Here is a 26671-nt window from a genome sequence, read left to right on the forward strand (position 1 = left end):
ACCATCATGCTTTTGGGGTAGATTTCGTCAGATAGCTTAGGCTAATCCGACCAGCTTTTCGCTCAGTACCCAGAGACGTTCAGCCTTGTCATCGTCCAATGCCTCGTTTGACATTTCCTGAATGAAAGACTTGCGGCCTTCTTTCTGGCGGTTACCCCAGCTCCAGTAGGCTCCAGACGGCTTATACTCTGGATCAGCCGTGACAGCCGCAACGCGCTCACCTGCTACTTCCTGCGACACATAACCGCCAGTAATATTCTTTTGGAACCACGGGAAAATGGTGCGGAACAGCGAATAATGGTTGCGGAATAGCGGCGTATCTGCGACACAACCTGGATAGAGAGAGCTAAAGGTGATGCCGGTTGAGTCATGATAGCGGCGGTGCAGTTCGCGCATCGTTAGGACATTGCACAGCTTGCTATCTTTATAGGCCTTACCAGACTTAAATTTCTTACCGTTAATCATTGAGATTGGCGCTTTGAAGCCTGCCTCCAATCCGCTCATGTCACCCAAATCCGGTGGGGCTGGGATGGGGATCTTACCGCCAAGTTCCTTGGGATTCGCCGTAACGGTGCCCAAAATCACCAACCGCTTGTCCTCTGCTGGCGAATGTTTCAAGTCATCCAGCATCAGGTTGCACAGCAAAAAATGGCCTAAGTGATTCGTTGCAACGCTCAGTTCATATCCATCAGCGCTACGCAGCGGCTCTTTCTCCAGCGGCAGATACACAGCAGCATTGCAAACTAAAGCATCCAGTGATTTACCGCTTTCCCGAAACGTGTTCACAAAGTTGCGAACGCTGTCTAACGACGCTAAATCTAACGGCATAACGGTATAGCTGCCAGGTGCCATACCAACAGACTGAGCCGCTTTCTCGGCTTTTTCAAGATTGCGGCAAGCCATTACCACATGCCAGCCTCGTTTAGCTAACGCTTTGGCCGCATATAGGCCGACGCCGGACGAGGCTCCTGTAACTACAACTGTTGACTTTTGTTCTACCATGCTACTTTCGCTCAACCCATCGCTAACTGGTAAAGATGGCTAACATGTTGCCCGAACGGTTAGCCCTTTAGGGTTATCAGTATATTTGGAAAGGTTTTCGCTTTGAGATGAATTGTTATATTGAGCAATATTTTGATTGCATCCGTAATATTTCTGCATGGAATTAGAATCAGCTACTGTCGCTGGCGTTTTGGCCGCTGACGTTTTGGCAGAGAAAAAGCCTACGCGATTGTCGATGAGCCAAAATCGGGCGGTACATCCTGTAGCCGCCCCTGTCCCACTGCCTGCACGGCTTCTTTCAGCGACACCGCATTGGTGTACAGCGCTCGGCCAATAATCATGCCCGAAACGCCAACGGGCACCAGCGAAAACAAGCTCAGCACATCCGTTAGTGAACTGACACCGCCCGACGCAATCACGGGAATCGAAATTGCGCTTGCCAGTTCCCGCAGCGCTTCTTTATTGGGGCCTTGCAGCGTGCCATCCCGGTGAATGTCGGTGTAGATAATTGCGGCTGCACCTAACTGGGCCATCCGCTGCGCCAGCTCTGCTGCTAGCACTTCTGAGGTTTCCAGCCAGCCGCGCGTTGCCACCTTGCCGTTACGCGCATCAATCCCCACCACAATCTGGCCCGGAAACTCCTGGCAGAGTTGCGCTACCAAATCCGGTGATTCAACCGCCACTGTGCCTAAAATCGTTTGCTGCACACCCAGGTCTAGGAGCGTTTTGACACTGTTGCGATCGCGCAATCCGCCGCCGACCTGCACGGGCACCGCCACCGCCTGTACGATCGCTTCAATGGCCGCCTGATTGACTGGATGACCAGCCTTAGCTCCGTCTAGGTCAACTAAATGAATTCGAGGTGCGCCCTGATCGACCCACTGCTGGGCCACTTCAACTGGATCATCGTTGAAGACTTCCGACTGGTTGTAATCGCCCTGATAGAGTCGGACACACTTGCCGTCTAGTAGATCAATAGCGGGAATTACATCCATGTGAGTTGAGCCTCCAAGCACAGTAATCGATTGTATGGATAGGAATGGTTATGATACCGAATCCGTGGGGCGTAAGGATAGTGTGTACCGTCTTCTCAAAACACCTTCAACCGCTGCAGGGCCTGCTGCACGGCTGGTACCACTGCGGCGGGCCAAGTGGCTTCTGCGCCGCGTTCCTGGAGCAAGATGAACCGCAGATCGTAGTTATCTGGAAATCCTTCAACCTCGACCCAAATTCGCTCTGTCTCTGCTTCGCAGGCAATCCGTTCCTCGTCCATTAGCTCAGCGGCCATTTGCGCGATCGCAGTTGCGAGTTGGGTTGATAAGCGACAGAGATCGTCGATTTCTGGCTCAGTCAGTTCCAGGGACCAATCCTGCCCAGCGACTAATCCTCGATAAGTTGCCGCTTCTGGATTCCAGCCAATTCGCCAACCGTCTCCTGCTTGAATTTGACGCGTCATGTTTGCCCAATCCTAATTTTCTAGGGCTTGATGCACCATTTTGACCGCTTCGGCGCGGGTGACGTTGCGGAACGGTTCAAAGTCATTCCCGTTGGTCGGTGGCGCGATGATGCTGGCCTGAATTGCACTTGCGATCGCACTTTTCGCCACTGCCGGAATCTCGCCCTGATCCGCAAAATCATTCACAACTGACGGATCAGCAGCAGGCAAGTCGAGTCCGGTCACTAGAGACGTAACCACATCTAGCCGTGTCGTATAGGCATTGGGTTTGAATGTGCCGTCTGGATAACCAGAGAGATAGCCACCCGCATAGGCTTGTGCGATCTCGGATTTAGCCCAATAACGGTCAGACACGTCGCTAAAGTCAATCGGTGGCCGTTCTGCGGCGGGATCAAACACATTGGCAACTAGCGTGGCATATTGAGCACGAGTCAACGGTGCATTGGGGCGAAATGCACCGTCGCTATAGCCAGAAATCCAGCCTCGCGCCGCCAGTGCCTGAATCGCGTCTGCGGCCCAGTGGCCTTGGATATCGGTAAAGATCAGCCCCACTTGTTCCGGCTGCACAATGTAAGCGGATGCGATCGCAGGTAGTCTATCCTGATGCACTAAGGCTTGATGCACCAGCGCCGCGACTTCCGCGCGGGTGACGGCCTCAGTTGGCCGCAGCGCATTCACCTCCGGATGATTGACCACCATTTGCCGCTGGGTGGCCGCCGCAACTTTCGCCGTCGCGTAACCCGGAATCCGCAGCCGATCCCGGTAAATCCGCAGTAAATTTCGGCTACCGTCCACCAGTCCTAAACCGCTCGCCAGCGCAACAATTGCCTGCACCCGGCTCAGTTCCTGATTTGGTTGAAAACGCCCACCGGGATATCCGGTTAGAAATCCCATGCGAGTCGATTCTGCGATCGCACCTGCGGCCCAGAAGTTGGGCGGCAAATCACGAAACTCAATTGCCTCATGGGTTAGCGGTTGATCAAAGGCTTGGGAAATCAACGCCGCAAACTGCGATCGCGTCATTTTGGTGTCGGGCTTAAACGTGCCGTCTGGGAAACCTGTGATGATCTCACGTGCGACGAGAGCTTGAATAAAGGGTGCAGCCCAGTGACCCTGAATATCGGGCAGATTCACCGTCAGCGTGTCGGATTGGGACGGGGGATCTACTTCGTCGCTGCCAGTTTCGTCACTATCTATTTCATTACTATCTATTTCATTACTATCTATTGCGCCGCTGTCGGTATCGCTGTCGGTATCGCTGTCGGTATTAGTGGCCTCATCATCGGTAGCGTTATCAACGTCGGTACTGGTATCGGTTTCGGTATCAGTGCCCGTGTCGTCAGTGTCCGTATCAGCATCCGCATCGGTTGTCGTGTCAGCATCGTCTGGACTCGTATCGGTCGTATCGTCGGCATCTGGGCTGGATTCGGTATCAGTGCCAGCGTCAGTCTCTGTGTCTGTCCCTGCATCGGCATCAGTTTCAGCCCAGGGATCGGCGCTGTCCGTATCGGTTCCTGTATCGATATCCGTCTCGGACTCGGTGATGGGTTCGGGCTGCTGATTGTGCATCAGCTCAACTAAGCCCTTAATTTTCGACAGTAAGACCTGATTACCAATCGATACGAGTCGATGCGAGGTGGCGTTTTGCAAGTCGTAGCCACCGTTTTCCCGCAGAATGTTTTGGCCAAAATCAGCAGCCGTGCCCAAGTTCGGTAGCGCTTCACCGATCACGACTAAGCCGTCATCCGTATTGCGCTCAATTCGGTTCTGACGCAGCACTGGGCGGGCATCATTGCTGAGAATAATGCCTGTGCGATTTTGGCTAACAACGTTATCGACCAGTTTCGGAGCCGCATCGCCCCCGACAGCCAAACCCGTTCCCGTATCGCGACAGATATTTTGGCGAATTTCGCCCCCCGCTTGGCCCAGCACCCAAATCCCGTAGGAATCGTTGCCGACACAGAGATTGTTGATCAGCTTGGGTCGTGCTTGCCCCGTCACGCGAATGCCCTCGCGCTTGCAGTCTTTCAGCGTGCAGTTGGCAACAATGGCAACGGCAGTTTGCAGCCAAACCCCAGTGCCGCGAGTGGCCGGATTCGTGACGGTAACGCCCCGCAGTTCCGCATTCTTATTCAGCCAAACGGACACTTGCTGCGTACCATCCAGCGTTAGCTTTTCGCCACTGCCGCGAATCATGTAATCCTTGCCGCGACTGGTTTCATTGCCCATCAGCACCACGCTGGCCGGGATCTTGAGGGGAAACTGCTCACCACTGTCTGCTGAGTAGGTGCCCGGTGCAAGCTGGATTTTGCTGCCAACAGCGGCCTGACTGAGGGCATGGCTAATCGTGCGGAATGGAGCCGACTGACTCCCGTTTGCAGCGTCGTCACCGACCGATGGATTGACGTACAGCATGAACGCACTCCTGGAGATTCACGTTGGGCAAATAATGTTCTCCATTGTTTCGCAAATTCGCGCCGAATCACGGTGATTTACACAAAGCGCAATTTGAGCGCAATTTGAACGTTAACGAGTGGTGATACAGTCCTCAGCGCTGTAGTCAACGTGTATATCAATGGCGTATAGCCTGGGCGTTTCAGTCAGTGGCGACTTGAATGGGAACTCCATCTGCTCCACCAGCTCAAGAGCACGCTGATTCAGCCCGAGATAGCCCGTACTCTGGAGTAGCTTCGGCTCCGTTTGGATTGTTCCCGCAGAATCAAGCGCCAGCCCTACGGTTGCCGTATTCGGTTCGTGAGACAAACAGGCCACCAGCGGATAGGACATGGTGATGGACTCCTGCACCAGTTCTAGCGATGAACTGGGATCAGAAAGTGCGATCGCACTTTCTGCCTCTAGTTCCCGCTGCCAAGTTGCGATCGCTTTTAATCGCAGTTTGTCAGAAATCGTATTGGGTTTGTAGCTATAGCGTTCCTGGAGAGAGCGGACGTAGTCGATCAGGGCTTGGGGAGCATCGGCAGGGAGGGCGCTGATTTGGCTGGGAGGAGTAGGAGAGTGGGAGGGTAAGTTAGAGGATTGGTTGGTGGTTGATGGCGTGACTTGGGGGAGAGGAGAGTGGGAGGGTGAGGGGGGAGGAGGATTAGAGGATGGGGAGATGGTTGATGGGGTGATGGGATTGGTGGGTGCGATCGCAGTTTTGGGATTCGTTTGTTGAGAGGTCGTTGAGGGTGTGAATGTTGGTGTGCTCTGGTTATTGGTCTGGTTGGCAGTAGATGCCAGGTAGGTTCCGGTTTGGGGTTGGGCAGAGGTAGTATCGGTCGCTGGTAAGAGTGCGGATGCTGTATCGGCTGGAGGGGATGAGCTAGGATTCGTGTCAAATTGCGATCGCGCTGTGGTGTCATCTGCAATGTCGGATGATCCCGAAGAACTAGTGGACGATTCCGATGAGGAGGAGAGCGGCACAAGCAGGAAAACTCCATGTGCGACCAGAGAAATCAGCACAACGGGATGAAAGAGCCAAATGAGCGGTCGAAAAGGCTGTTTCTTTCGTCCTTTTACGGGATCTACAGACGTATTCATAACTTTTACCGTTTCTCTGTGTGGCTACAAAGCAATTTTCAACACTCGAATAATCAGCCCTCAACTCTCACCCTACCCTCCCGTTCTCGGATCAACATTCCACAGCACCAGAACCGTGGAACCTTCTAGCGGCACTAGGCTGAGGTGAAAAACAAGTTGTCCGTCGCTGTTGCTCATTTCATAGAGTGGCTGATTTGCGTAGTTCGGTGTCGCTTCTGTAAACGTGTTGCCTTGGGAACCGTAGGCGGACTGAAGCTGTTCTAGGGTTTCCGATACGCCCTTGTCATAGAGCCGATATTGCACAATCCCCGGCAGAGTCTGAATGCCACCCTGAGCGATGCCATCTGCGGTAAAAAACGTGCCGACTAAGCCCTGATACTTTGGCCCATCGCCACCCGTCAGATAGTTGTAGATGACGTTGGCACTGAGCTGCTCCGGATAGGATTGCTGGCTGAGATTGTCTAAACCAGAAATTGCCGCTTGCCGATCCGCTTGTGGATCGTATGTGGGCGTGGGTTGCGGTGCAGGAGTCGGCGGGGTGGTTGGAGCTGGTTCAGTGGGTGATGCTTGGGGAGTCGGTTCTGCTGGAGCAGGTGCGGGGGGCGTGACGGTGGGGGGTGGAGCAGGTGCGGGAGCAACAGCTTGAGGCTGGGGGGACGGTGCGACAGGTGGCGGTGCAACCTGCGGTGTTGGCTGTGGAGAGGATGGAGGTGGCTCAGGCGGAGTCAGTTCAGCCAGTCCCAGTAAATCAACCGGAGCCTCCTCTTCAGTTTCGGCATCTTCTTCGACTGAGGACTCAGGCGTTGAAGGAACGGGAGCCAGCAGAAACAGGCCATGTAGCACAACCGAAATGAGTACGAGCGGATGATACAGCACCCGCAAAATCCGCTGTGGCCACGTCAACTGTGTCTGTGAATCATCTACGGTCTGCTGATTAAACGGAACCAATCTTCAAAATCTCCCAATTCCAACCTTTAACCAGAACGGCATTTCGCCCTCAAATCTCACAAAACGAATCAGTGAAGGAAAGCCTTGGAGCGGTCGATCCATCTCCAAGGCTTGTTGTCCCATAAATTTGATGAATTGTGATCAATCAAATCTATTCCTATGCAGCAGGTGATGGAGCTATCGACGGCTCTTACAGACCAGCCATTGCCTCGGCATAACGCTCAGCCGATAGCGGTATGTAGCCAACTTCAGCCACCAAGTCCGGTGCAGTTTCTAGGTAGAACTCAACGAACTCACGCACTTCAGGCCGAGACTCTAATGCATTCTTGCTGACATAGATAAACAATGGGCGAGATAGCGGGGTGTATGCGCCACTCTCAACAGTTTCGGGGGAGGGTGCAACGGGGCCATTACCGCTGTCAACTGCAACCGCTTGAAGCTGGTCGGCATTCTCGATGTAGTAGGCATAGCCGAAGTAGCCCAAAGAATATTCATCGCCTTCCACACCCAACACCAAAACGTTGTCGTCTTCACTGGCGATGTAGTCTGTCCGGCTTGCACCTTCTTCCCCGACAACTTCATCGGTGAAATAGTCAAACGTACCGGAATCGGGGCCAGGGCCATAGAGCGAAATTTCTTCATTGGGCCAGGACGGATCAACGTCGCTCCAGGTGGAAATTGTTGAATCCGGTTGCCAAATCATCTGGAGCTGCTCCATAGTCATCTCGGTGGCCCAGGTGTTGGCTGGGTTCACCACAACCGTCAGCGCATCGGTCGCAACTGGGATTTCGAGATATTCAATTCCTGCTGCCGAGCAAGCTTCCATCTCTTCTGGCTTGATGGGTCGGGAAGCATTGGAGATCACTGTTTCACCTGCACAGAAGCGGCTGAAACCGCCACCCGTACCGGATACGCCAACGGTAACGTTAACTTGTCCCGACTTGTCCTGCATGAATTCTTCCGCTACAGCTTCGGTCACTGGAAAGACTGTGCTGGAACCATCAATATCAATACTGGGCGTTTGTGCGATCGCAACTGTAGAAATTCCTACAGCCGCAGATAATCCTGCGATCGCACCTGCCAAAAACTGCTTTGTATTCACCACCATGATACGCTCCCTAGCGTTCTATGTTTGCCACAATTTAATTAATGTCAATTGATGCAAACCTAATCCAAAAATACACTAGGAGAAAATAGTTAAGAACAGTTAAATGATAGGTTTTAGAATTACTTATGGTTGGGTTATTTGCAGGTTAAACTTTAGTGGATTTACGGATAAATATTTATGCAAAATTTGATTGAGATTCGATGATCTATTTTTAGGTGAAAAGCTGTTCGATTCAGCTTTTCACCTAAAATAAATTGGGTTTTTATATATAGCACTCTTAAATTGATTGCTATGTTACTGAGGTGAATCTACTGCTAGCAGCACTTTGGCACCACCAACTTCCTGTAACCGATTGAGCAAATTCACCACTTCTTTATACGGAAGCTGTCGATCTGCTTTTAATACGACATAACCATCTGGATTTTCATTCAGATAAGTTTGAGCCGCTTTCAGAGCTTCTTCTTGACTGATTGGCGCTTGCTCTAGAATTAGCTGTCCAGAGGCATCAACGCCAATGATGAGCGAGTTTTCAATTACCTCATCTCCATCGCGGCTTTGTGCCCCTTCCTCCACTTGCGGCAAGCTGACACCTGCAATTCGCTGGCCCGTCAGCGTCATTGAAATGATGATAAAAAAGGTCAACACGGTCATCAAAACGTCCATCATGGGGACAAGATTGACCGTTAGCGATCGCGACTGCTGACGCTGGCTTTTGAACTGCATAATTTATTCAGTAAATAAATTACTCTTCACTCCTCACTTCTCGCGCCTCACCAAATTGCTAAATGTAAAAACTAGTTGGCATCTTCAGCTTGAGTAATAGCAAGTGAAACGCGATCGCCGCCGATTTCTCGCATTGTGCCTAATAGCTGAATGACGGGTTCATACATTAAATCTAAATCGGCTTTTAGTGCTACAACACCTTCGGAATTATTAGCTAAATAAGCCTGCATTTGCTCAATCAAAATTTCTTCAGTGACAGGCTGATCGTTGACTAGGATTTGCTGCTGCGGATCGAGCTGCACAATCATCGGTTCGGGCGTATCGGTCTGTGCCGGATCGGCATTTTTATCTGGTAATTGAACATCAACGCTTTGCTCAATGGTTAGCATCATGGTGATCATGACGAAAAAGGCCAAAATCCCCATCATCACGTTCAGCATTGGGATCAGGTCAACTTCCGGCAGTTGTGAGTCAGAGGTTTGTTTAAACCGCATGGCTACTCCCGCATTTGGATTCGCAGTACGCCTTCCACCGGGACGGTTCCCGATGCTGAGACTTCGACCTGAGGCGGATGGCTGCCGTTGTGCAACTGGGGTTCGTACCAAAGCTGTCGATAAATTAGCTCCAGCTCGCTGCCCACATCGGCAAAATAGTCCACCTGGCGAGCTTGCAGCGTCACAAAAACGCGAAAAACCGCCAGCGCTAGAATCGCCACAATCATCCCCGCAGCGGTGGTAATCAGCGCTTCACCGATTCCAGCGGCTGCCTTGGACGCTTCGGCAGTTGTGCCACCTTCGCCAATGTTCAGATTATTAAATGTGCCAATCAGTCCCGTTACCGTTCCCAACAGTCCCAGCAGCGGCGCGATCGCAACTACTGTTTCGAGTAATTTGTCGCCTTTACGCATTTGGGCAAACTCACGATCGCCCTGGGATTCCATCGCTAACCGAAAAGTTTCCGGTGACGGACGGTTCAGCTTCAGCGGCGATAGGAGAAATCGACCAATCGGCAAGTGAATGGCTTGATGTGCGATCGCAGCTGCTTCTTTTAAATCATGGCGAGCTGCCGCCAGCACATCATGAACAATGCGGTCTTCCTGCTGCAAAAGCCGAAACCAAAACCAGGCTCGGTCTAAGGCACAGGCAAACGTCATGATAGACAGCGCCAGGATGGGCCACATCACTGGCCCGCCTTGCAGAAACAGGTCGTACAGTCGCGTCATATCTGGCTGAAGGGGCTGAATAAAGTAAGCTCAGTCGCATCGTACCGAAGCCGTTAGCAAAAGCTATGTTGTCTGCACGACATTGTCTTAAGGGTAGGACTCGAAAAACGATTTGCAGACAAAGGCGGAACAAATTCGCTAATCTAAACAACGGTAAGGTTTAGTGCTGCGCGTAGATAAGGACATTACGGTGTTGAGTGAACAAACGAGCGATCAAACCAGTGATCAAACTGCTCAAACCGCTATCCAGCGTTTGAACCAGCGTTTAAGACAAGTTCCCCGCAAGTATTCTTGGGCCATTGCCTCTAGTCTGAGCCTGGTGCTGGTTGGCACTGGATTTGCGTTTCGTAACTTAGACAGTCCCGATCTCTCAGCTAGCTCCTCGGCGGCCTCCACGACTGCACCGCTGACCGCCCAATTTTCCAAGCGAACGCTGAAGCGAATTGCAGCCGTCCCCCATCAATTTGAAACTGCGATCGCAACTCGTCCAGCCCAGGCGGAAACCGAAAAAACAGCTCAAGATTCAGCTAAAGGTTCCAGTAACAAAGCTTCAACTACGCAAGCTCCAGCCGAAAGCAGCGACGCTGGCAGCAAAGCCGCATCGGCTCCCATCCCGGCACCTGTCCAGCTAGCGGGGATGACCATTGATGACGTATTAGAAATGCGCATCGCCTTGGCCAAAGAAGTTGGCAGCCTCAACACAGGAACGTCAACCGCAGGTGCAGTCGTCGATATGAATGGCCAAGTTTTGGCTGAGCTATCACCGGAAACGGGTTACGGCATCCAGGCGACCAACTCTGGCATGAGCCTCGATGGCATGGCGTTACCCACCGCAGTTTGGATCGAACCAACTGAAGCCTCAGGGTTTGTGGCCGTTGGCGATCGGTGGTATCGCGGTCGGCTGCTGCTGGTGCGGCAGGGAACAGGTGTCTACGCGATCAACTACGTGCTGCTGCGAGAGTATCTTTACGGTGTTGTTGGTAAAGAAGTGTCCCCCAGTTGGCCAATGGCCGCGCTTAAAGCCCAAGCGGTAGCCGCTCGCTCCTATGCGCTCACCCACAATATTCGTCCCGCTAGTGACCTGTACGACATGGACGATACGCAGCGTTTCCAAGCCTACGGCGGCCTCTCCGCCGAGTACAACACCACTCAGGATGCCGTAGATGCGACATCCGGCGAGTTTATTAGCTACCAAGGCGGCATCGTAGAATCGCTCTATGCCGCCTCGGATCAAATTGTCCAGTCGGTGCACGGTGGGTTGGGCATGAGCCAGCTGGGCGCGCTCGATTTTGCCCGCCAAGGATATGGCTACGGACAAATTTTGGCCTATTACTACCCCGATACAGCCATATCCCGTTTAGACATTGGCCCTGGCGGCGAGTAATATCAAGTTCAGTTGAAACCGAGAAGGGCAATTCTTCCCGCATTGCGGGAAGAATTGCCCTTCTCGGTTTATAGAAACTATAGAAAAAAGCACCCCTTGCGGAGTGCTTGACTATCCAGCATTAGACCTATCGCGAAATCAAGACGCAAAGTCTAATTGTGATGGAATATCTGTGATGGTTGAGTTTGAGCAAATTATCCTCACTTGGTAGAAGTGGGTTAATTGATCCTCAGCCTACCCATTAGCTAAGAGTTGCATGGCTGCGATCGTACGTTGCCCAAAAAGACGGATGAACCTTGCCTTGAATGTGATTCCAGTACTTGGTTACATCAGCGGTTAAACCAACTTCATTGGCTAAACGAGCCAACATGACCTGCTGACGACGCTTAACATTGCGATGATGGCTCATCATTAATGTGCGTGCCCGGTCTTCAGATTGAGAAGCTTGTGCTGCAACAGGAGCCGGAGCAGTTTCGCCACCGACTTGATAAGCTGCGCCCCGATACTTGAGATTTAGTGTTTGGGGAATAACAGCAGGCTTAACCGGATTCCGGAACCGAACGTCGAGTCCGCGATACTTGCCCACACTGGGAGCATCACTGGTTTCAACAGCGGGAGGATTGTAGTCGTAGCTTTGTCCGCGATATGTCAATTTCATGAGGATTCGCCTCCTAACGTCATTTACGTTTCAGGTTTACAGAGGCGCGTTCCTTCGGGATTTCTCCCTACTTCCGTCCCTCGCATGAGACCAACTGCTTTGATGACCCCTGTCGAGAGATGAACGATTTCTTTGTTTCTTTCTGTATTATACGATACGGTTTCGGGTTGATGTCAGGGGGTAATGAACATTTACATTAGAGAAAAGACCGAACAATTGGTTCGGTTTACCGTCTTTTCGCCGATAGGATGCTGACGAACGGGCAAATAAACAACAGCGTCTTGAGCTAAATAGACGGGCACTACTCAAACGACTGCCCTACTCTCCTATACTTTGGCCGATGTCATATCGTATGGATATTCTATGGTGATCAGTAAGATCCCAAACCATGCCGAACTGCCAAATCATGTCACAGCACCTAGCGTCTGAACATCGTCTATCACAAGTGGTCGTAACCGCTGAGCAGATGGCGGCTATCGAGTCGCGTATGTTTGAAGCGGGGATACCCGTGGCGGCACTGATGGAAAAAGTGGGACAGCGGCTGACCCTGCGATCGCAAGATCTATATCCCCTAACGACTCATTCCCATGTTGGCGTGATCGTTGGGCCAGGACATAACGGTGGCGATGCTCTCGTGATGGCGCGAGAGCTGCATTTTCAGGGGTATGAGGTCAAGGTTTTTCGACCGATTGAGAAAGCCAAAGATTTAACCGCCAGTCATCTTCGGTACGCTCAGAGTTTGGGAATTCCGGTCAGCAACCAAGTTGAAACGCTGCAAACCTGTGATTGGGTGATTGACGGGCTGTTTGGCTTTGGCTTAGAGCGACCCTTGGAAGGTGCGATCGCACATGCCGTCCAAACCATCAACAACAGCCAGATTCCCGTTTTCAGCATTGACATTCCCTCTGGACTGCATACCGATACTGGGGAAGTGCTGGGCACTGCGATTCGGGCCACTCATACCGTTTGTTTAGGACTGTGGAAGCTGGGCTTTTTGCAAGACAAAGCGCTGGAGTATTTGGGACAGGTGGAGCGGCTTGATTTTGGTATTCCCTGGGCGGATGTCAGCGCGGTACTCGGCGAAACACCACAGTTCCAGCGGATTACGTATCAGTCGGCACTGCAGGCGATTCCCTTACCGCGTCCGGCTTCGACCCACAAGTACAAGATGGGGCACTTACTGCTGGTTTGCGGGTCGCGGCAGTATATGGGCGCGGCCACGTTGTCAGGGCTGGGGGCACGCAGCAGCGGCGTCGGCATGTTGACCATTGCCGTGCCGGAAACGTTGAGACTGGATTTATCCGCCCGCATCCCGGAAGCGTTGATTGTTGGCTGTTCAGAACAGGCCAATGGTGCCATTGATCAATTTCCAGATGGATTTGAGTTAGATAAATATGATGCGATCGCATCTGGGCCAGGGATGACCAAAGCGGCAAAACCACTTATTCAAAAGCTTTTGGGCACCGATGCGCCGCTGGTGCTGGATGCGGATGGCTTAAATATCTTGGCGGATTTGGGGCCGATTCCGACCTGCTCGAACCGCAGCGCTCCGATGATTCTGACGCCGCATCCCGGTGAGTTTAAGCGCTTGTTTCCCGATTTGGCGCAGCAGGATTCTACGGTCGCTGTGCAAACTGCCGCTCAACAGAGCCAGGCGATTGTGTTACTTAAAGGCGCACGAACTGCGATCGCAGATCCAGGCGGCACCGTCAGCTTTAATCCAGACAGCACTCCGGCACTGGCACGGGGCGGCAGTGGTGATGTGCTGACGGGCCTAATCGGGGGATTGGTGGCGCAGGCCGTATTGCGATCGCAACCCTTAGCACCGACCGTTAGTGCCGCTGTTTGGTGGCACGCCCAAGCGGGAATTCTAGCCGCTCAGGAACGCACGGAACTCGGCGTCGATGCCCACATCCTGAGCAAATATTTATCGCCTGCCCTTGTGCATCACCGATCGAAATAAATGTAGGGGCGATGCATTGGGTTAATTAATTTGAATTTCCAACCGATGACATGTTGGCCCAATGCATCGCCCCTACGGATAGATCGTTGAATCACCTAAAACTGGTCTTTGCGACCGCGCAAACGGGCAAATGTGCGTACCGGATCGCTCATGTTGACAGCCGCTTGTAGAGCCGGTTGATCACAGCGCAGAAAAGGATTCGTCTGTTTTTCGATCCCCAATAGAGAAGGAACCGTCGCCTCATTTCGCTGACGGGCCGTTTGTACCTCGCGCATTCGTGCCTGAAGTGCCGCATTTTCGCCATCGACCGTCAGGGCAAACTTGAGATTCTTCAGTGTGTACTCATGGGCGCACCAAACACGGGTGTTATCCGGTAGCGATCGCAGTTGTCCCAGCGACGTTACCATTTGCTCCGGCGTTCCTTCAAACAAGCGTCCGCAGCCTCCGGCAAACAGCGTGTCACCGCAAAACAGATTACCGGGTTCGTCAACTTGAGCAGGCGGAAAATAGTAGGCAATGTGGGCTTTGGTATGACCGGGGACGAAGAACACCTCGGCGGTTTGTCCGGCAAACTCAACTGTGTCGCCTGCTTGAAGGAAATACTGCTGACCGGGAATTCGCCCGCGATCGCGTTCGCCGCCGTAGATCGTCACATTGGGAAACTGTCGCATCAGTGCCTGATTCCCGCCTACGTGATCGGCATGGTGGTGGGTGTTGAAAATAGTCACCAACTGAGCGTCGAGTTCCTGTAATTTTGCCAACACAGGTTGCGCCTCAGCCGGATCAACCACAGCAGCGATATTGCGATCGCAATCATGCAGCAGAAAAATGTAGTTATCGCTCAGAGCATTCAGTCGATAAATATTCATTGTTGATCAGGTGTATTCATCGGGTGTTGGTCAAGAATATTGGCTTCATTGGGCTTTTTTGCTTGTTCGGAAGAAAATCAGGGTAGAGTTTGAATACAAGCTCAGCACTGAACCTAACCCTGGCGCTGTGACTGAGTAGCATCGGTTTCAGTTGGGCATTCTAGCGTATGCTGTGAACCGGATTAGCCTACTGAAGGAGAGAAATCCGTAAATTTCGGGAGGCAATTGCCAAATTAGGCAAATTAATGCCGCTAAGATTCATACAGTCTTTACAAGATAATCATCGCGGCTTTGCCTAACGGCTCTTACTTTTTCTGACAATAGGTATAGAACGATACGCAGTGCCAAGGCATTGTTCACGTTCCAACCAATCCTGATTATCGTCAATTTTATCTGTTGTAGAATCCTATGTTTCGAGTCGCTAAAGGTGATAAATCGTTAGGTATCCGCTCATTGGTTGAGCAAATCATCTCTTCCGGCCAAATGAGTCAGCAGCAGCATTTACTGCTCACTTCAACGATTTTGGCGGGTCGTCACATCAATGAGGAAGATCGACGACTGATTAATCGAGTATTGGACTATATCCAAATTGGCCGAATTCAGCTGATTGAAGAGCGATAGGTGCCAAGTCTTAGGGTGTTTCTTCCTGTATGTTTGGGGGTTTGGGGGTGTTACTGCACCCCCATTTTTTATCTCTCATGACAGTTTTTATTGAACCCAGAGGCGAGATTTTGGTATTCCGTCGCGAGGGCAAAATCTCGCCTCCGGATTTAGTAAACTTCCGTGACTCCTCTTTAACAAGCTGACATAACATTTAGAGATGTGGGCATTCTATGCGCAGTAGCACACTACCTATGGAGTGCTTTAGCCGAAATTTGGCAATCAATCCCCAAATTTTTTGTGAAAGATGTGCGATGTGTACCTTTTACAAAAAAGGAAATCGGTTTGATGAGCGGATTGGGTATTAGTAGTAGAGGAGAAAAGGGTCATGGCTAGAATTCGTACAGCGATCGCATTGCTCAGTTTCACCGCATTGTTGAGCGGTGTGTCCCCCATGACTTGGGCGCAGACGGAGCCCATGTCAGAGACGGCTACTCCGACCGAAGCCACGGAAGAAGCTGAGGAGGACTATTTTGAGCTGTACGAAGAGGGCATCGAAGAAGTTGAAGATGAAAATTATGCCGAAGCGGTGGGCCTGTTTAATCAGGTGTTGGTGATTAATTCAGATTATGCGCCTGCCTATTTATATCGGGGATACGCGAAGGGCAAATTAGGCAATTTTGAGGGTGCGCTCGAAGATTTTGATGCTGCGATCTCACTTGATCCAAACTATGCGGAAGCCTATTTCAACCGAGGCGATATTTACTATCAGATTGGCGATAATGTAGCCGCATTGGAAAACTTTGATCAGGCGATTGCGCTCAATTCAGACTATGCCAAAGCCTATATCTATCGAGGTTTTGTGCAAGTACTTCTAAGTGATGGGGGGCAGTCGGGTCTGGATGGGCCGGATGAGTTTAGCGTGCCCATTGAAATGTCTGATGGCCCGATGACGCAGGATTTGACACCTGCCCAGCAGTCTGCTTTGGCTGATTTTGAAAAAGCGATTAGCCTCGATCCCATGAATCCTCAAGCCTATGTGCATCGGGGAGTGATTCGAGCGGCACAGGGTTTGGAAGAAGAAGCGATCGCAGATTTTAACCGGGCGATTGATCTGGACGATGGCTATGCCGAAGCCTATCTGAATCGCGGCACGGTCTATTTCAACTTGAATCAATATTTGACAGCGCTGGAAGATTTGACTACGGCTATTGATCAAAAGCCGTCCGCGACCGCTTACTTCAATCGGGGCTATATCCTCGCGTCTCAGCGCTTTTTTGAAGAAGCCTATGCCGATTACAGTCGCGCTATTGCGCTAGAGCCAACCTTTACCGAAGCCTATCTGAATCGGGCGTTTGTGCTGTCGCAGTTGGATAGCCAGCAGGCAGCGCTGATTGACTTGAATCGAGTGATTGAACTGGAAGCCCGGAGTGCTGAAGCCTTTCGGCGACGGGGAGATGTGCGGTTAGCTGCCGGGGATGCTAGCGGTGCGATCGCAGATTACAGCGAGGCCATTCTCATCCAGCCGGATTATACTGCCGCCTATATTGGTCGGGGTAGGGCGCGCTCGGCGGATGGCGATTTTATCGGGGCAGAAGAGGATTTTTCAACTGCGATCGCGCTGAATCCAAATGCGCTGGAAGCCTACCGGAATCGGGCTGCTCTGCTGATCGAACAGGGCGATCTAGATCGAGCATATGCGGACTATTCGCGTTTGATTGCAGTGGATAGCACCGATCCCAACTACTATTTCCAGCGGGCCCGCTTGCGGCTAGCGTTAGAAGATTATGCTGGTGCGATGGAAGATTTCCAGCAGGCAGCGGACTACTACCTTGCCATCGGCGATGCGGAAGGCTATCGCACCACGTTAGCGGCGATGCGTTCGATTCAGTAACTTCGATTCAGTAGAACTATAGCGGTTCTAGATCAGAACGAGAGAGGAGAGTGCCTTAGGATGAGGCACTCTCCTCTCTCGTTTTCTCACTTTTAACTGGAATCACTATAGTTCGACAGGAGACGGGGACGTAATGCGCTACCGTCTCCTGTCGTATTAGTTCTTTTGTGTGATCAACTGGAAGCGCTGGTGTAAAACCGCAGGGCCAAGCGCCAAAATCCTTGTGATGCCACAAACAGTAGAGCCGCAAGACCCATTGAGCCGATTGTCCAGCCCCAGCTAATTTGGTCGAGCATGGTTTGGGCTGGCACAGTGGTTAGGAACGCCACGGGGACAATAAACGTGAAGAAGATTCGATAGAGGGCAGGGTAAGCCGCAATGGGGTAGCGACCTGCCTCTAGCAAACCGCGCAGTACCTCCGTAACGTTATAGATTTTGACAAACCAAATGCTAGTTGCGCCCAGCATGAACCAGAGGCTGTAGAGACTGACAAAGCCAAACGCAAGTGGAATGAGGCTGAGCAAATAGTTCTGTGGTTGGAGGCCAAGCTGACTGCCACTGTAGAGAATGACTAACAGACCGAAGGCCAAATCCGGTAAGCCCCAGGGGGACACCGTGCGGGTTGAGAGCCAAAACTGAGAGCTGATCGGCTTAAGCAACACAAAGTCGAGCGTGCCTTCCTGCACATGGCGCACAATTTTGTTGAGATTTGGGGCCAATAGTGTGGCCGAGAATCCCTGTAATAGTGTGAATGAACCAAGTACCAATAGTGCCTCTTCCCAACTCCAACCCTGGAAGGTATAGCCCGTTCGGTAGAACAAAAATAGGCTAAAAATACTACCAATCAGATTGCCAAAGCTGCTGATCGCTGCGAGCAAGAAATTTACCCGATACTCTAATTCAGCTGCGATCGCAGCACTCCAAAATCGCTGAAGAACCGTTAAATAGCGCCTCATGGGTTCAATCTCGTCCGTGTTATCTGCATCACTTAAATGGGCTGAAAATCAGGCATAGTCATGAAATCATGGCAAAAATTAAGCAAAGCTGTAATCTATACGTTGATTCAGACTTGGGTCAGAGATATTATCGGGCCAAGTCCACTATATTTGACTTAATTACATTCAAATAATTTTTGGTCGATAACAAAATGTCCGAATAATAATGACTACATCCAAACGAAGAATTTCACCCAAAGAGCAATCTAAAACTCAATCAAGACCTTTTTACTCACCTTTAACATTTTCACAGTTTAAATCTCAGTCTAGTCCCGAGGAGTTAAGAATACGCCTTGAATTTGGGCGACCTGATTTAACAATTTTAGATGTCCGCGATTGCAAAAGCTTTAACCAAGAGCATATTTCAGGTGCTATCCCAGCACCATTGAATCAGCTACCTGGATTGGTTCGCACTATTTTGGAACCGGATTGGGATATTTATCTCTATGGTGAATCCGATCAAGAAACGACTTTAGCGGCTAACAAGCTGCGGTCAGCTGGATTCAACCGAGTATCAGAACTCATTGGTGGGCTGCCAGCTTGGAAAGCGATTGACGGAGCAACAGAGGGCTACACTGACTGGTAACGGATGGCTGCAAGGTCAAAACGTCTGTTGGTGCAAATGCCCAAACGCTGATTAAGACTATTTTTAGAGGGATCTAACCGTCTCTTTGAAGGTAGTCTTAATGCTGTGTACCGAATGCGATGAAGAACCCACTGTCCTGTTGTCAGAGGCTGGTGACGCAAGCTGATCGCAATCGGCACGATTTAATGCTGACTGCGATCGCAGAATCGCGCCTTCAAAAAATCGGTCAGTAGCCGAACTTTAGTGGATAAATGTCGATTGGCTGGATAAATAATGCAAATCGACAGTTCAGCCGAGCGATAGTTGGACAGTACAATCTGTAGCTGGCCTGCGACAAGCTGCTGCTCCATTAAGAAGGCAGGTAGCATGGCAATCCCTAGTCCCTGTAGAGCCGCATCTCGTAAGACTTCACCATTGTTGGAACAGAGTACACCGCTAATCGTTACAGTGTGCTCATTGCCATCGACATCCCGTAGCTTCCATTGATTGCTGGTACTGAGATAGCCGTAGTGCAGACAGGAATGGTCGCGCAGATCGCTAGGTTGCTGTGGCAGTCCATGCGCCGCTAAATAGTCCGGTGAGGCACAGAGTAGCAGGGGGACAGGCGCAATCACATGCACGATCAGCCCGGCTGCCTCCGGTGGATAAGAAATGCGTACGGTCAGATCGAATCCTTCTTCAATTGGATCAACTAAACGGTCTTCCAGCGTGAGCTGAATGCGCAGGTCGGGATACTGAGCCGCAAATTCTGCGATCGCAGGCGCTAGATGCAACGTGCCAAAGGACATAGGTGCATTGATGCGTAGATTTCCTTTCGGTTCGTCATGAATTTGTGAGACGGCCAGTTCCGCTTCGGCCAAATCGGCCAAAATCGCCATACAGCGATCGTAAAAGCCCAAACCAGTCTCGGTCGGCGTGACTTGACGAGTCGTGCGATGCAGCAGTTGCACCCCCAGATCATCTTCTAGATTGATCACTAGCTTATTGACTGCCGAGCGGGAGACATTCATTTCCCGCGCTGCTGCGGCAAATCCGCCTGCTTCTACCACTTTGGTGAATGCGCGAATACTTTCAAACTTGTCCATGCATTGTCATCTAAATAGAGACAGTGCGTATATTATATTGACTATTGTCTTTTTATGAGAACCAATTCATAATGAATACAGTTAATTGTTTCGTCTTGGTTCACAATTCGTTCAATCTCATCTCATCAGTGCCATAACGCTCAATTTCATAACGCTCAATCACAAGCCCAACCACGGGAGGTGAAACAATGATTACGCTACGTCCCGCTAACGAACGCGGTGTTGCTAATTTCGGCTGGCTCGATAGCCGCCACACATTTTCATTCGGCAACTACTATGATCCCAAGCATATGGGCTTCGGCACCCTGCGAGTGATCAACGATGACAAGATTGCCCCCAGCGGCGGCTTTGGGACTCACGGTCACCGCGATATGGAAATCGTGACCTATGTCCTCGATGGCGCACTGGAGCACAAAGACAGCATTGGCAACGGCTCCATCATCCGTCCCGGTGACGTACAGCGGATGTCTGCCGGAATAGGTATTATGCACAGCGAATATAATGCCTCAGATACCGAGCAGGTCCACCTGCTGCAAATCTGGATCTTGCCGGAGCGCACGGGCATTGAGCCAGGATACGAGCAAATCCATATTTCGGAAGCCAAAAAGCGTGGCCAGCTGAGGCTCATCGGTTCACGTGACGGTCGTGACGGTTCGGTCACCATTCACCAAGACATTAATCTGTATGCGACTCGTCTGGCAGACGGTGAACAGGTCGAACATGCGATCGCACCTCGTCGGTCGGTTTGGCTACATGTCGCTCGTGGGGCTGTCCGACTCAACGACCAAGAACTTTATGCCGGAGATGCTGCGGCCATCACAGAGACGGAAACTATTCAGCTAACAGGTCTCTCGGATGACGCCGAAGTTCTCGTCTTCGACATGGCATAACCGTGTAGCATACTCGTTCCAACCAGTGGAGCGTTGGGCACAGTCCCAACGCTCCACTGGTTAGTGTCTGTACGTGCCTTTTCTTGCTGCCGAGACTCCCAAACCCTTTGCAGTCTCTACCGCCCTTCCCCTAACAACCCATTCAATCTCCCCTCTCGATCCAACCGATACAAATCATCACACCCACCCACATGCTGATTGTTGATAAAAATTTGTGGCACTGTCCGTCGGCCATTGGCACGCTCAGCCATCTTGACTCGCGCGGCACCGTCACCATCGATTTTGTACTCCGTAAAGTTAACGCCTTTCCACCACAGCAGTAATTTGGCTCGAATACAGTAGGGACAAGTTTGCCACGTATAAATTTCTACATTGGCTTGTACCTGCTCCGGATGGCGACCCAATCGCTCTAATAATGGATTGAGAAAATCAAGCATCGTCAGCGTTCTACCGTTTTGATCGCAACGACTTCATCTTAAATAATTTGCATCTTGAATTGTCTTTAATTGTGTTGATTGCCCGCGTTGATCCCCAGAAGCATTTTAGAGGGTGCCTGCATTCTGATAGACTCTAAGACTGAGATAAGTCTTTTGAGCAGAGACGCATATCAGCCGTTGGAGGATGACTTCGTGGAGAGCACAATCGGATTAGAGATTATTGAAGTAGTAGAGCAAGCCGCGCTTGCATCTGCTCGCTGGATGGGAAAAGGTGAAAAGGACACTGCCGACCAAGTGGCGGTTGAAGCCATGCGGAATCGCATGAACCAAATCCACATGCGGGGTCGCATCGTGATTGGTGAAGGGGAGCGCGATGATGCACCGATGCTCTACATCGGTGAGGAAGTTGGGATTTGTACCCGTCCGGATGCAAAGGACTTTTGTAATCCAGAAGAACTACTTGAGATTGACATTGCAGTTGATCCCTGTGAAGGGACCAACCTCGTTGCCTATGGTCAGCCGGGATCAATGGCCGTATTGGCTATCTCAGAAAAAGGTGGCTTGTTCAACGCGCCTGACTTCTACATGAAGAAGCTAGCTGCACCTCCAGCTGCCAAGGGCAAAGTTGACATCAACAAGTCTGCGACTGAGAACCTGAAGATTTTGTCAGAGTGTCTCGATCGCGCCATTGAAGAACTAGTCATCGTCGTCATGAAGCGCGATCGCCACACTGACCTGATCAAAGAGATTCGTGAGGCGGGTGCTCGCGTTCAGTTGATTAGTGATGGTGATGTTGGTGCAGCACTGAACTGTGCATTCGCTGGAACCAACGTCCACGCGCTGATGGGCATTGGTGCAGCACCGGAAGGCGTGATCACGGCTGCGGCCATGCGCTGTCTGGGTGGACACTTCCAGGGTCAGTTGGTTTACGATCCGGCGGTTGTGAATACCAAAGAGTGGGCCAACAACACCAAGGAAGGTAATTTGGCTCGTCTTCAAGAGATGAACATCACCGATCCTGATAAAGTCTATGAGACAGATGAGCTAGCTTCCGGTGAGACTGTTCTATTCGCAGCTTGCGGCATTACCAGCGGCAACCTGATGAACGGGGTGCGCCTCTTCCACGGTGGCGCAAGAACTCAGTCTCTGGTTATTTCGACCCAGTCCAAGACGGCTCGCTTCGTTGATACAATTCACCTGTTTGATCAGCCGAAGTACATTCAATTGAAATAGTCGTATATCAGGTTTCTCAAGCCTGATGTATGAAATAACACCTTGACAAATCGCGTTTACGAGATCAGCATCGCTAATTTCGTAAACGCGATTTATTTTTTGAGTTTATTGTTGAATTTGCGGTTCGAGTAGGTGATGTTTTGCAGGTTTGCTGTTGGCAACTCTGACATTTGTTCTTTAGCAATTCCGGAGCACGTCCTGAAAAGTTGCCTGAGGCAAGTGAGCAAGAGCTAGTCTGTCTGCCAAGCCAACCTGGAAAGCGTTAAGTTAGTAGAGGATTCGATCTACTCGCGAAAAATATTACGGCAAGTGAACTTTGTCTAAGATTTTTGGGTAAGCGTTTCGTTGCACGGTTTAATCAGTAGAGGGCTTGATTGGCGTATCTCACAGTTCATGCTTGGTTTCAGGTATTAATGCAATCCTGCACTGTTGCGATCGCAATTAACTCCATGAAACGTTTGATAAGGAATATCTCACGGAGCAATCTCTCAATCGAGGTTCAGAGAATCGATATCAAATAAAAGTGGAACTGTGTGGAATAAGCAGTCAAGCCATTTTAAAAATCTTGTAATTTAGGACTTTGGCCAAATTGCTCTTGTAGTCTTTAAGAGACATTATCAATGTGGTAGGTTTCGCCATTGGGCTTACCTTAAAATAGTGTCTCTGCACTAAAGCAACTGAATTAAAGAGCCATTGAAACGGCCATTGAAACGAGCGCCATTCTGGATTGAAAAATAATTTGACAGTGCTTTGTTGCAATTTGTAGTCATACAGATACATTTGATCTTGCTTGATGGACTCAAAAGGAGTGAATCCCAAACGATCAGGATGACTGATCATTGTCTAGTTGGGCATTAAGCAGGGTTAAACACAAAATCATTGGGAGGAGACATGAATATCGCGGTTGTTGGTGTTAGTCACAAAACGGCTCCAGTGGAGGTTCGTGAAAAGCTCAGTATTCCTGAGCCGCAAATTGGTGAAGCTCTAGCTGAGTTGTGTAGTTATCCCCATGTTGAAGAAGCAGCTATTCTCAGCACTTGTAATCGCCTCGAAATCTATATCGTGACCGAAGAGTCGCGCAACGGCATTCAGGACGTGACTCAGTTTTTGTGCGATCGCGGTAAGTTTTCGGCTTCCCATTTGCGGCCCCATCTCTTCATGCTGCTGCATCAGGATGCCGTCATGCACTTATTCCGCGTAGCTGCTGGATTGGATAGCTTAGTATTGGGTGAAGGCCAAATTTTGGCGCAGGTGAAGCAAACCCACAAGCTAGGACAGCAGCACAATGGCGTTGGCCGTATTCTAAATCGTTTCTTGAAGCAAGCTATTACCGCTGGTAAGCGCGTCCGCACTGAAACCAGCATCGGCACCGGAGCGGTTTCGATCAGCTCAGCTGCTGTTGAACTGGCCCAAAACCACTTAGAAGACCTGTCTCCCTGTCGCGTTACGATCATTGGCGCAGGTAAGATGTCGCGTCTGCTGGTGCAGCACCTGATTGCTAAAGGCGCGAACCATATTTGCGTCTTGAATCGTTCTCTGCGGCGGGCGGAAGATCTGGCGAAGAAGTTTGATCACGCTGGCCTGCACACGGGGACGCTGGAGGACATGTTGACGACGGTCGCTGAGTCTGACCTGGTGTTTACCAGCACGGGCGCAACCGAACCCATTCTGCACCGGGAAAATCTAGAGCCCGTGCTGAGGTTAGATCGGCGCTTAACCCTGGTTGATATTTCCGTGCCGCGTAATATTCACGCCAGTGTGACTGAGCTGGAAACCATTCAGTGCTTCAACGTGGATGATCTCAAAGCCGTTGTAGCCCAGAACCACGAAAGTCGTCGGCAAATGGCAATGGAAGCCGAAGTGATCTTGGAAGACGAAGCCGAGGCGTTTGATGTTTGGTGGCGCTCGCTAGAAACAGTTTCGACAATTAGCAGCCTCCGTAACAAGGTGGAAACCATTCGGGAACAGGAGCTAGAGAAAGCGCTTTCCCGCTTGGGTTCTGAGTTTGCTGAAAAGCACCAAGAAATCATTGAAGCACTGACGCGCGGCATCGTTAATAAAATCCTGCATGACCCAATGGTGCAGCTTCGAGCTCAGCAAGATATTGAAGCTCGTCGCCACGCGATGGAAACGCTGCAAACGCTGTTTAATCTTGAAGCGATGTCGAACGAGAAATATAGCTAGTCTCTCCTGCCCAGCTCTTTTCTAAGGAGAAAGGAGCGCTTTTGCAGTCCCTCTCCTGCTGGGAGAGGGATTTTTTTGGGTAAGAGTGGGCTTAGTTACAGGAACTACTGGATACAGAAGCTGCTTCGATAAAAATTCGTTTGACTTCTTGATGGGACTCACGGATCGTGTGTTCGATTCTGCAGATGGCGGTTTCAATGTCATCTGACGAAAGACCATCATTAAATTCAATATTGAGAGCCAACAAAATGTCGCTGGGGCCGAGATGAAGCGTGATCGGAGAGCCCATTTGGGAGACAGATTCATCGGACTGAATAATTTCGCGGATACTGGCTTGAACTTCGACCGATGCACTTTCACCAACCAGAAGCCCTTTCGTTTCGGCAACTAGCACGATTGCGACTCCAGTCAGCAACAACCCGATCACGATGGAGGCAATGCTGTCATATAGGCCATTGTGGGTGAGCTGACTAACAAGGACACCCGTAAATGCGATCGCTAATCCAATGAGGGCCGCGAAGTCCTCAAAAATGACCACAAATGCACAGGGATCTTTACTCTTGCGGAGGCTTCGCCAAAGGTTTTGGTTTTTAGTGGGATAGCTTTGTTTAAATTCGTGTAGGGAGATCAGGAGCGCTGTGCCCTCAAACACTGCCGCTGCGGCTAAGACCGCATAGCTAACGAGTGGATTACGCGATAGTTCAGGTTCATGTAGACTGTGCAACCCTTCATAAATTGAGATTCCACCGCCCAAGCCGAAGATGAGCACGGCCACGATGAGTGACCAAAAATAGAGTTCTTGACCGTAGCCTAGCGGATGGTCATCATCTGGCTCTGCTTGGCTTCGCTGTAGGCCATAGAGTAACAGCACCTCATTGACTGAGTCAACAACGGAGTGGACGCCTTCTGATAACATCGCGGAGCTACCGCTGATTGCCGCTCCGATGAACTTGGCAATTCCAATAGCGATATTGGCAGCCATTGCTGCATAGAGAGACAGTTTTGATGATGTTGATTCAGCCATGTGATTCACAGGTTTGACAGTTTATTCTAGACCCCGTTTATGCTGGAGACGATAGGTTTTTTGGGGTGGGACACCTTTGTCTAGCATAAGTCTGGTTTAATCTATCTTTAGGTGGTTGTTACTTTATGGGGCACCGAGTATGTTCAGGCGATAATTTATTGAGTGATTCAACGTTCTCTCATTCTCAAGTTATGGTAGTGCCGCTAGGGATCTATTGCACAGATTGGAGCTACACAATCATTTCGTTGAGTTCTTTGGCTGGGTTGGGTCGCCGCTATATTTTAGTTGCCTTCACGTCTTGGTTCGCAATTAGTTAAGGAGGATATTTGTGGATACAAGGCCCACTGCTGGTCAGCTAGAGCGATCGCTCTCGCAACAAATACAGGCACTTTACCGTGAAGAATTAGGACACTGTCCGAAACGGATTATTTGTCAGTTGTTTGAAAGCAAGCTGGCGATTATCTTAGAAGGATCGATTACTCAGCCGGAAAAGTTTTTGGCCAATGATGGCCAGAAAGAACTCGCAGGGCAAGTGCGCGATCGCATTGATGAAGCTATCCGTCCCCAATTGAAAGACTTAGTTGAAGAGGTGCTTGGTGTGCCCGTCGTGGATATTCTCAGTGATGCAACTTTAGAGACTGAGCGAACTGGCTTAATTGTTGTCCTTGATGAAATTCCAACGGTTCGAAACGCCAACTCAATTCCCAAAGTCAAATTGCCTAACAGCCAACAGGATAATTAATTACCTCGACCCACTACCCCAAAAACATTTCGGATCTGGGAATTGCTGATTTTAAGTATGAATCGTGATGTGGGGGTACTGCCCCCGCATCACAATTCATACCCAGATTAAGCAACGCCGGAAATAAA

Annotated in this window: 25 protein-coding genes and 1 riboswitch; of the genes, 9 read left to right on the forward strand and 16 right to left on the reverse strand. The window is 50.6% G+C overall.

Annotation, left to right across the window (positions count from 1 at the left end; genetic code table 11):
- Nucleotides 1-36: 36 nt before the first annotated feature.
- From AC286M_RS14925 to AC286M_RS14970, 10 genes are all read right to left on the reverse strand, one after another.
- Nucleotides 37-1002: a protochlorophyllide reductase gene (locus AC286M_RS14925; RefSeq protein ID WP_488205139.1), complete on the reverse strand. Its 966-nt coding sequence runs from the start codon at nt 1000-1002 to the stop codon at nt 37-39.
- Between the two features lie 221 nt (nt 1003-1223).
- Entirely contained in the window at nt 1224-1997 is a 774-nt protein-coding gene (gene hisA, locus AC286M_RS14930; protein WP_488205140.1) for a 1-(5-phosphoribosyl)-5-[(5-phosphoribosylamino)methylideneamino]imidazole-4-carboxamide isomerase, read from the reverse strand.
- Nucleotides 1998-2092: 95 nt separating this feature from the next.
- The gene (locus AC286M_RS14935) at nt 2093-2458 is read right to left on the reverse strand and encodes a DUF1818 family protein (protein ID WP_488205141.1); all 366 of its coding nucleotides are present in this window, start codon (nt 2456-2458) and stop codon (nt 2093-2095) included.
- Nucleotides 2459-2470: 12 nt separating this feature from the next.
- Nucleotides 2471-4873: an S-layer homology domain-containing protein gene (locus AC286M_RS14940; RefSeq protein ID WP_488205142.1), complete on the reverse strand. Its 2403-nt coding sequence runs from the start codon at nt 4871-4873 to the stop codon at nt 2471-2473.
- A gap of 111 nt (nt 4874-4984) precedes the next feature.
- Nucleotides 4985-5998 carry a hypothetical protein gene (locus tag AC286M_RS14945; RefSeq protein ID WP_488205143.1) on the reverse strand — a complete coding sequence of 338 codons (1014 nt, stop codon included), beginning with the start codon at nt 5996-5998 and terminating at the stop codon, nt 4985-4987.
- A 72-nt stretch (nt 5999-6070) separates the two neighbouring features.
- On the reverse strand, nt 6071-6946 hold the full coding sequence (locus tag AC286M_RS14950) for a hypothetical protein (protein ID WP_488205144.1): 876 nt from the start codon (nt 6944-6946) through the stop codon (nt 6071-6073).
- Between the two features lie 190 nt (nt 6947-7136).
- Nucleotides 7137-8054 (reverse strand): PstS family phosphate ABC transporter substrate-binding protein, encoded by a 918-nt coding sequence (locus AC286M_RS14955; protein ID WP_488205145.1) that lies wholly within the window; start codon nt 8052-8054, stop codon nt 7137-7139.
- 294 nt (nt 8055-8348) lie between these two features.
- A complete protein-coding gene (locus AC286M_RS14960; protein WP_488205146.1) occupies nt 8349-8777 on the reverse strand; it encodes an ExbD/TolR family protein in 429 nt (142 codons plus the stop codon).
- Between the two features lie 71 nt (nt 8778-8848).
- A complete protein-coding gene (locus tag AC286M_RS14965; RefSeq protein ID WP_488205147.1) occupies nt 8849-9271 on the reverse strand; it encodes an ExbD/TolR family protein in 423 nt (140 codons plus the stop codon).
- 2 nt (nt 9272-9273) lie between these two features.
- A complete protein-coding gene (locus AC286M_RS14970) occupies nt 9274-9999 on the reverse strand; it encodes a MotA/TolQ/ExbB proton channel family protein (protein WP_488205148.1) in 726 nt (241 codons plus the stop codon).
- A gap of 163 nt (nt 10000-10162) precedes the next feature.
- Here AC286M_RS14970 and AC286M_RS14975 point away from each other — a divergent pair, with 163 nt between their 5' ends.
- On the forward strand, nt 10163-11383 hold the full coding sequence (locus AC286M_RS14975; protein WP_488205149.1) for a SpoIID/LytB domain-containing protein: 1221 nt from the start codon (nt 10163-10165) through the stop codon (nt 11381-11383).
- A gap of 241 nt (nt 11384-11624) precedes the next feature.
- Here the strand turns inward: AC286M_RS14975 and gifA are convergent, their stop codons facing one another.
- Nucleotides 11625-12041 (reverse strand): glutamine synthetase inactivation factor IF7A, encoded by a 417-nt coding sequence (gene gifA, locus AC286M_RS14980; RefSeq protein WP_488205150.1) that lies wholly within the window; start codon nt 12039-12041, stop codon nt 11625-11627.
- A 43-nt stretch (nt 12042-12084) separates the two neighbouring features.
- Nucleotides 12085-12169, reverse strand: a riboswitch (Glutamine riboswitch).
- Nucleotides 12170-12447: 278 nt separating this feature from the next.
- On the opposite strand from gifA, the gene AC286M_RS14985 reads away from it, so the two are divergent.
- Nucleotides 12448-14004, forward strand: a complete 1557-nt coding sequence (locus AC286M_RS14985; protein ID WP_488205151.1) for an NAD(P)H-hydrate dehydratase — start codon at nt 12448-12450, stop codon at nt 14002-14004.
- Nucleotides 14005-14099: 95 nt separating this feature from the next.
- Here the strand turns inward: AC286M_RS14985 and gloB are convergent, their stop codons facing one another.
- Complete coding sequence (gene gloB / locus AC286M_RS14990; protein WP_488205152.1) at nt 14100-14873, reverse strand: hydroxyacylglutathione hydrolase; 774 nt, start codon at nt 14871-14873, stop codon at nt 14100-14102.
- A gap of 408 nt (nt 14874-15281) precedes the next feature.
- Between gloB and AC286M_RS14995 the strand changes: the two genes are divergently transcribed.
- Nucleotides 15282-15494 carry a hypothetical protein gene (locus tag AC286M_RS14995; protein WP_488205153.1) on the forward strand — a complete coding sequence of 71 codons (213 nt, stop codon included), beginning with the start codon at nt 15282-15284 and terminating at the stop codon, nt 15492-15494.
- A gap of 367 nt (nt 15495-15861) precedes the next feature.
- Nucleotides 15862-17367 (forward strand): tetratricopeptide repeat protein, encoded by a 1506-nt coding sequence (locus AC286M_RS15000; protein WP_488205154.1) that lies wholly within the window; start codon nt 15862-15864, stop codon nt 17365-17367.
- Between the two features lie 173 nt (nt 17368-17540).
- Here AC286M_RS15000 and AC286M_RS15005 read toward each other — a convergent pair whose 3' ends face one another.
- Nucleotides 17541-18323: an ABC transporter permease gene (locus AC286M_RS15005; protein WP_488205155.1), complete on the reverse strand. Its 783-nt coding sequence runs from the start codon at nt 18321-18323 to the stop codon at nt 17541-17543.
- A 205-nt stretch (nt 18324-18528) separates the two neighbouring features.
- Between AC286M_RS15005 and AC286M_RS15010 the strand changes: the two genes are divergently transcribed.
- Entirely contained in the window at nt 18529-18948 is a 420-nt protein-coding gene (locus tag AC286M_RS15010) for a rhodanese-like domain-containing protein (protein WP_488205156.1), read from the forward strand.
- Between the two features lie 182 nt (nt 18949-19130).
- Here the strand turns inward: AC286M_RS15010 and AC286M_RS15015 are convergent, their stop codons facing one another.
- Complete coding sequence (locus tag AC286M_RS15015) at nt 19131-20033, reverse strand: LysR family transcriptional regulator (RefSeq protein WP_488205157.1); 903 nt, start codon at nt 20031-20033, stop codon at nt 19131-19133.
- 188 nt (nt 20034-20221) lie between these two features.
- Between AC286M_RS15015 and AC286M_RS15020 the strand changes: the two genes are divergently transcribed.
- The gene (locus tag AC286M_RS15020; protein WP_488205158.1) at nt 20222-20923 is read left to right on the forward strand and encodes a pirin family protein; all 702 of its coding nucleotides are present in this window, start codon (nt 20222-20224) and stop codon (nt 20921-20923) included.
- A gap of 116 nt (nt 20924-21039) precedes the next feature.
- On the opposite strand, the gene grxC is transcribed toward AC286M_RS15020, so the two are convergent.
- Complete coding sequence (gene grxC, locus AC286M_RS15025) at nt 21040-21360, reverse strand: glutaredoxin 3 (protein WP_488205159.1); 321 nt, start codon at nt 21358-21360, stop codon at nt 21040-21042.
- Nucleotides 21361-21552: 192 nt separating this feature from the next.
- Here grxC and glpX point away from each other — a divergent pair, with 192 nt between their 5' ends.
- Nucleotides 21553-22593: a class II fructose-bisphosphatase gene (glpX, locus tag AC286M_RS15030; protein WP_488205160.1), complete on the forward strand. Its 1041-nt coding sequence runs from the start codon at nt 21553-21555 to the stop codon at nt 22591-22593.
- An 891-nt stretch (nt 22594-23484) separates the two neighbouring features.
- Nucleotides 23485-24777, forward strand: a complete 1293-nt coding sequence (locus AC286M_RS15035; RefSeq protein WP_488205161.1) for a glutamyl-tRNA reductase — start codon at nt 23485-23487, stop codon at nt 24775-24777.
- Between the two features lie 91 nt (nt 24778-24868).
- Here AC286M_RS15035 and AC286M_RS15040 read toward each other — a convergent pair whose 3' ends face one another.
- Nucleotides 24869-25801, reverse strand: a complete 933-nt coding sequence (locus AC286M_RS15040) for a cation diffusion facilitator family transporter (protein ID WP_488205162.1) — start codon at nt 25799-25801, stop codon at nt 24869-24871.
- 328 nt (nt 25802-26129) lie between these two features.
- On the opposite strand from AC286M_RS15040, the gene AC286M_RS15045 reads away from it, so the two are divergent.
- Nucleotides 26130-26543, forward strand: coding sequence for a Na-translocating system protein MpsC family protein (locus tag AC286M_RS15045; RefSeq protein ID WP_488205163.1), 414 nt, complete (start codon nt 26130-26132; stop codon nt 26541-26543).
- Nucleotides 26544-26671 lie beyond the last annotated feature (128 nt).

It is taken from the genome of Thainema salinarum CENA647, assembly GCF_057732415.1.

Coding starts and splice junctions, on each gene's coding strand:
- AC286M_RS14925 (WP_488205139.1), bottom strand. CDS start 1,002: ATGGTAGAACAAAAGTCAACAGTTGTAGTTACAGGAGCCTCGTCCGGC.
- hisA (WP_488205140.1), bottom strand. CDS start 1,997: ATGGATGTAATTCCCGCTATTGATCTACTAGACGGCAAGTGTGTCCGA.
- AC286M_RS14935 (WP_488205141.1), bottom strand. CDS start 2,458: ATGACGCGTCAAATTCAAGCAGGAGACGGTTGGCGAATTGGCTGGAAT.
- AC286M_RS14940 (WP_488205142.1), bottom strand. CDS start 4,873: ATGCTGTACGTCAATCCATCGGTCGGTGACGACGCTGCAAACGGGAGT.
- AC286M_RS14945 (WP_488205143.1), bottom strand. CDS start 5,998: ATGAATACGTCTGTAGATCCCGTAAAAGGACGAAAGAAACAGCCTTTT.
- AC286M_RS14955 (WP_488205145.1), bottom strand. CDS start 8,054: ATGGTGGTGAATACAAAGCAGTTTTTGGCAGGTGCGATCGCAGGATTA.
- AC286M_RS14960 (WP_488205146.1), bottom strand. CDS start 8,777: ATGCAGTTCAAAAGCCAGCGTCAGCAGTCGCGATCGCTAACGGTCAAT.
- AC286M_RS14965 (WP_488205147.1), bottom strand. CDS start 9,271: ATGCGGTTTAAACAAACCTCTGACTCACAACTGCCGGAAGTTGACCTG.
- AC286M_RS14970 (WP_488205148.1), bottom strand. CDS start 9,999: ATGACGCGACTGTACGACCTGTTTCTGCAAGGCGGGCCAGTGATGTGG.
- gifA (WP_488205150.1), bottom strand. CDS start 12,041: ATGAAATTGACATATCGCGGACAAAGCTACGACTACAATCCTCCCGCT.
- AC286M_RS14985 (WP_488205151.1), top strand. CDS start 12,448: ATGTCACAGCACCTAGCGTCTGAACATCGTCTATCACAAGTGGTCGTA.
- gloB (WP_488205152.1), bottom strand. CDS start 14,873: ATGAATATTTATCGACTGAATGCTCTGAGCGATAACTACATTTTTCTG.
- AC286M_RS14995 (WP_488205153.1), top strand. CDS start 15,282: ATGTTTCGAGTCGCTAAAGGTGATAAATCGTTAGGTATCCGCTCATTG.
- AC286M_RS15000 (WP_488205154.1), top strand. CDS start 15,862: ATGGCTAGAATTCGTACAGCGATCGCATTGCTCAGTTTCACCGCATTG.
- AC286M_RS15005 (WP_488205155.1), bottom strand. CDS start 18,323: ATGAGGCGCTATTTAACGGTTCTTCAGCGATTTTGGAGTGCTGCGATC.
- AC286M_RS15010 (WP_488205156.1), top strand. CDS start 18,529: ATGACTACATCCAAACGAAGAATTTCACCCAAAGAGCAATCTAAAACT.
- AC286M_RS15015 (WP_488205157.1), bottom strand. CDS start 20,033: ATGGACAAGTTTGAAAGTATTCGCGCATTCACCAAAGTGGTAGAAGCA.
- AC286M_RS15020 (WP_488205158.1), top strand. CDS start 20,222: ATGATTACGCTACGTCCCGCTAACGAACGCGGTGTTGCTAATTTCGGC.
- grxC (WP_488205159.1), bottom strand. CDS start 21,360: ATGCTTGATTTTCTCAATCCATTATTAGAGCGATTGGGTCGCCATCCG.
- AC286M_RS15035 (WP_488205161.1), top strand. CDS start 23,485: ATGAATATCGCGGTTGTTGGTGTTAGTCACAAAACGGCTCCAGTGGAG.
- AC286M_RS15040 (WP_488205162.1), bottom strand. CDS start 25,801: ATGGCTGAATCAACATCATCAAAACTGTCTCTCTATGCAGCAATGGCT.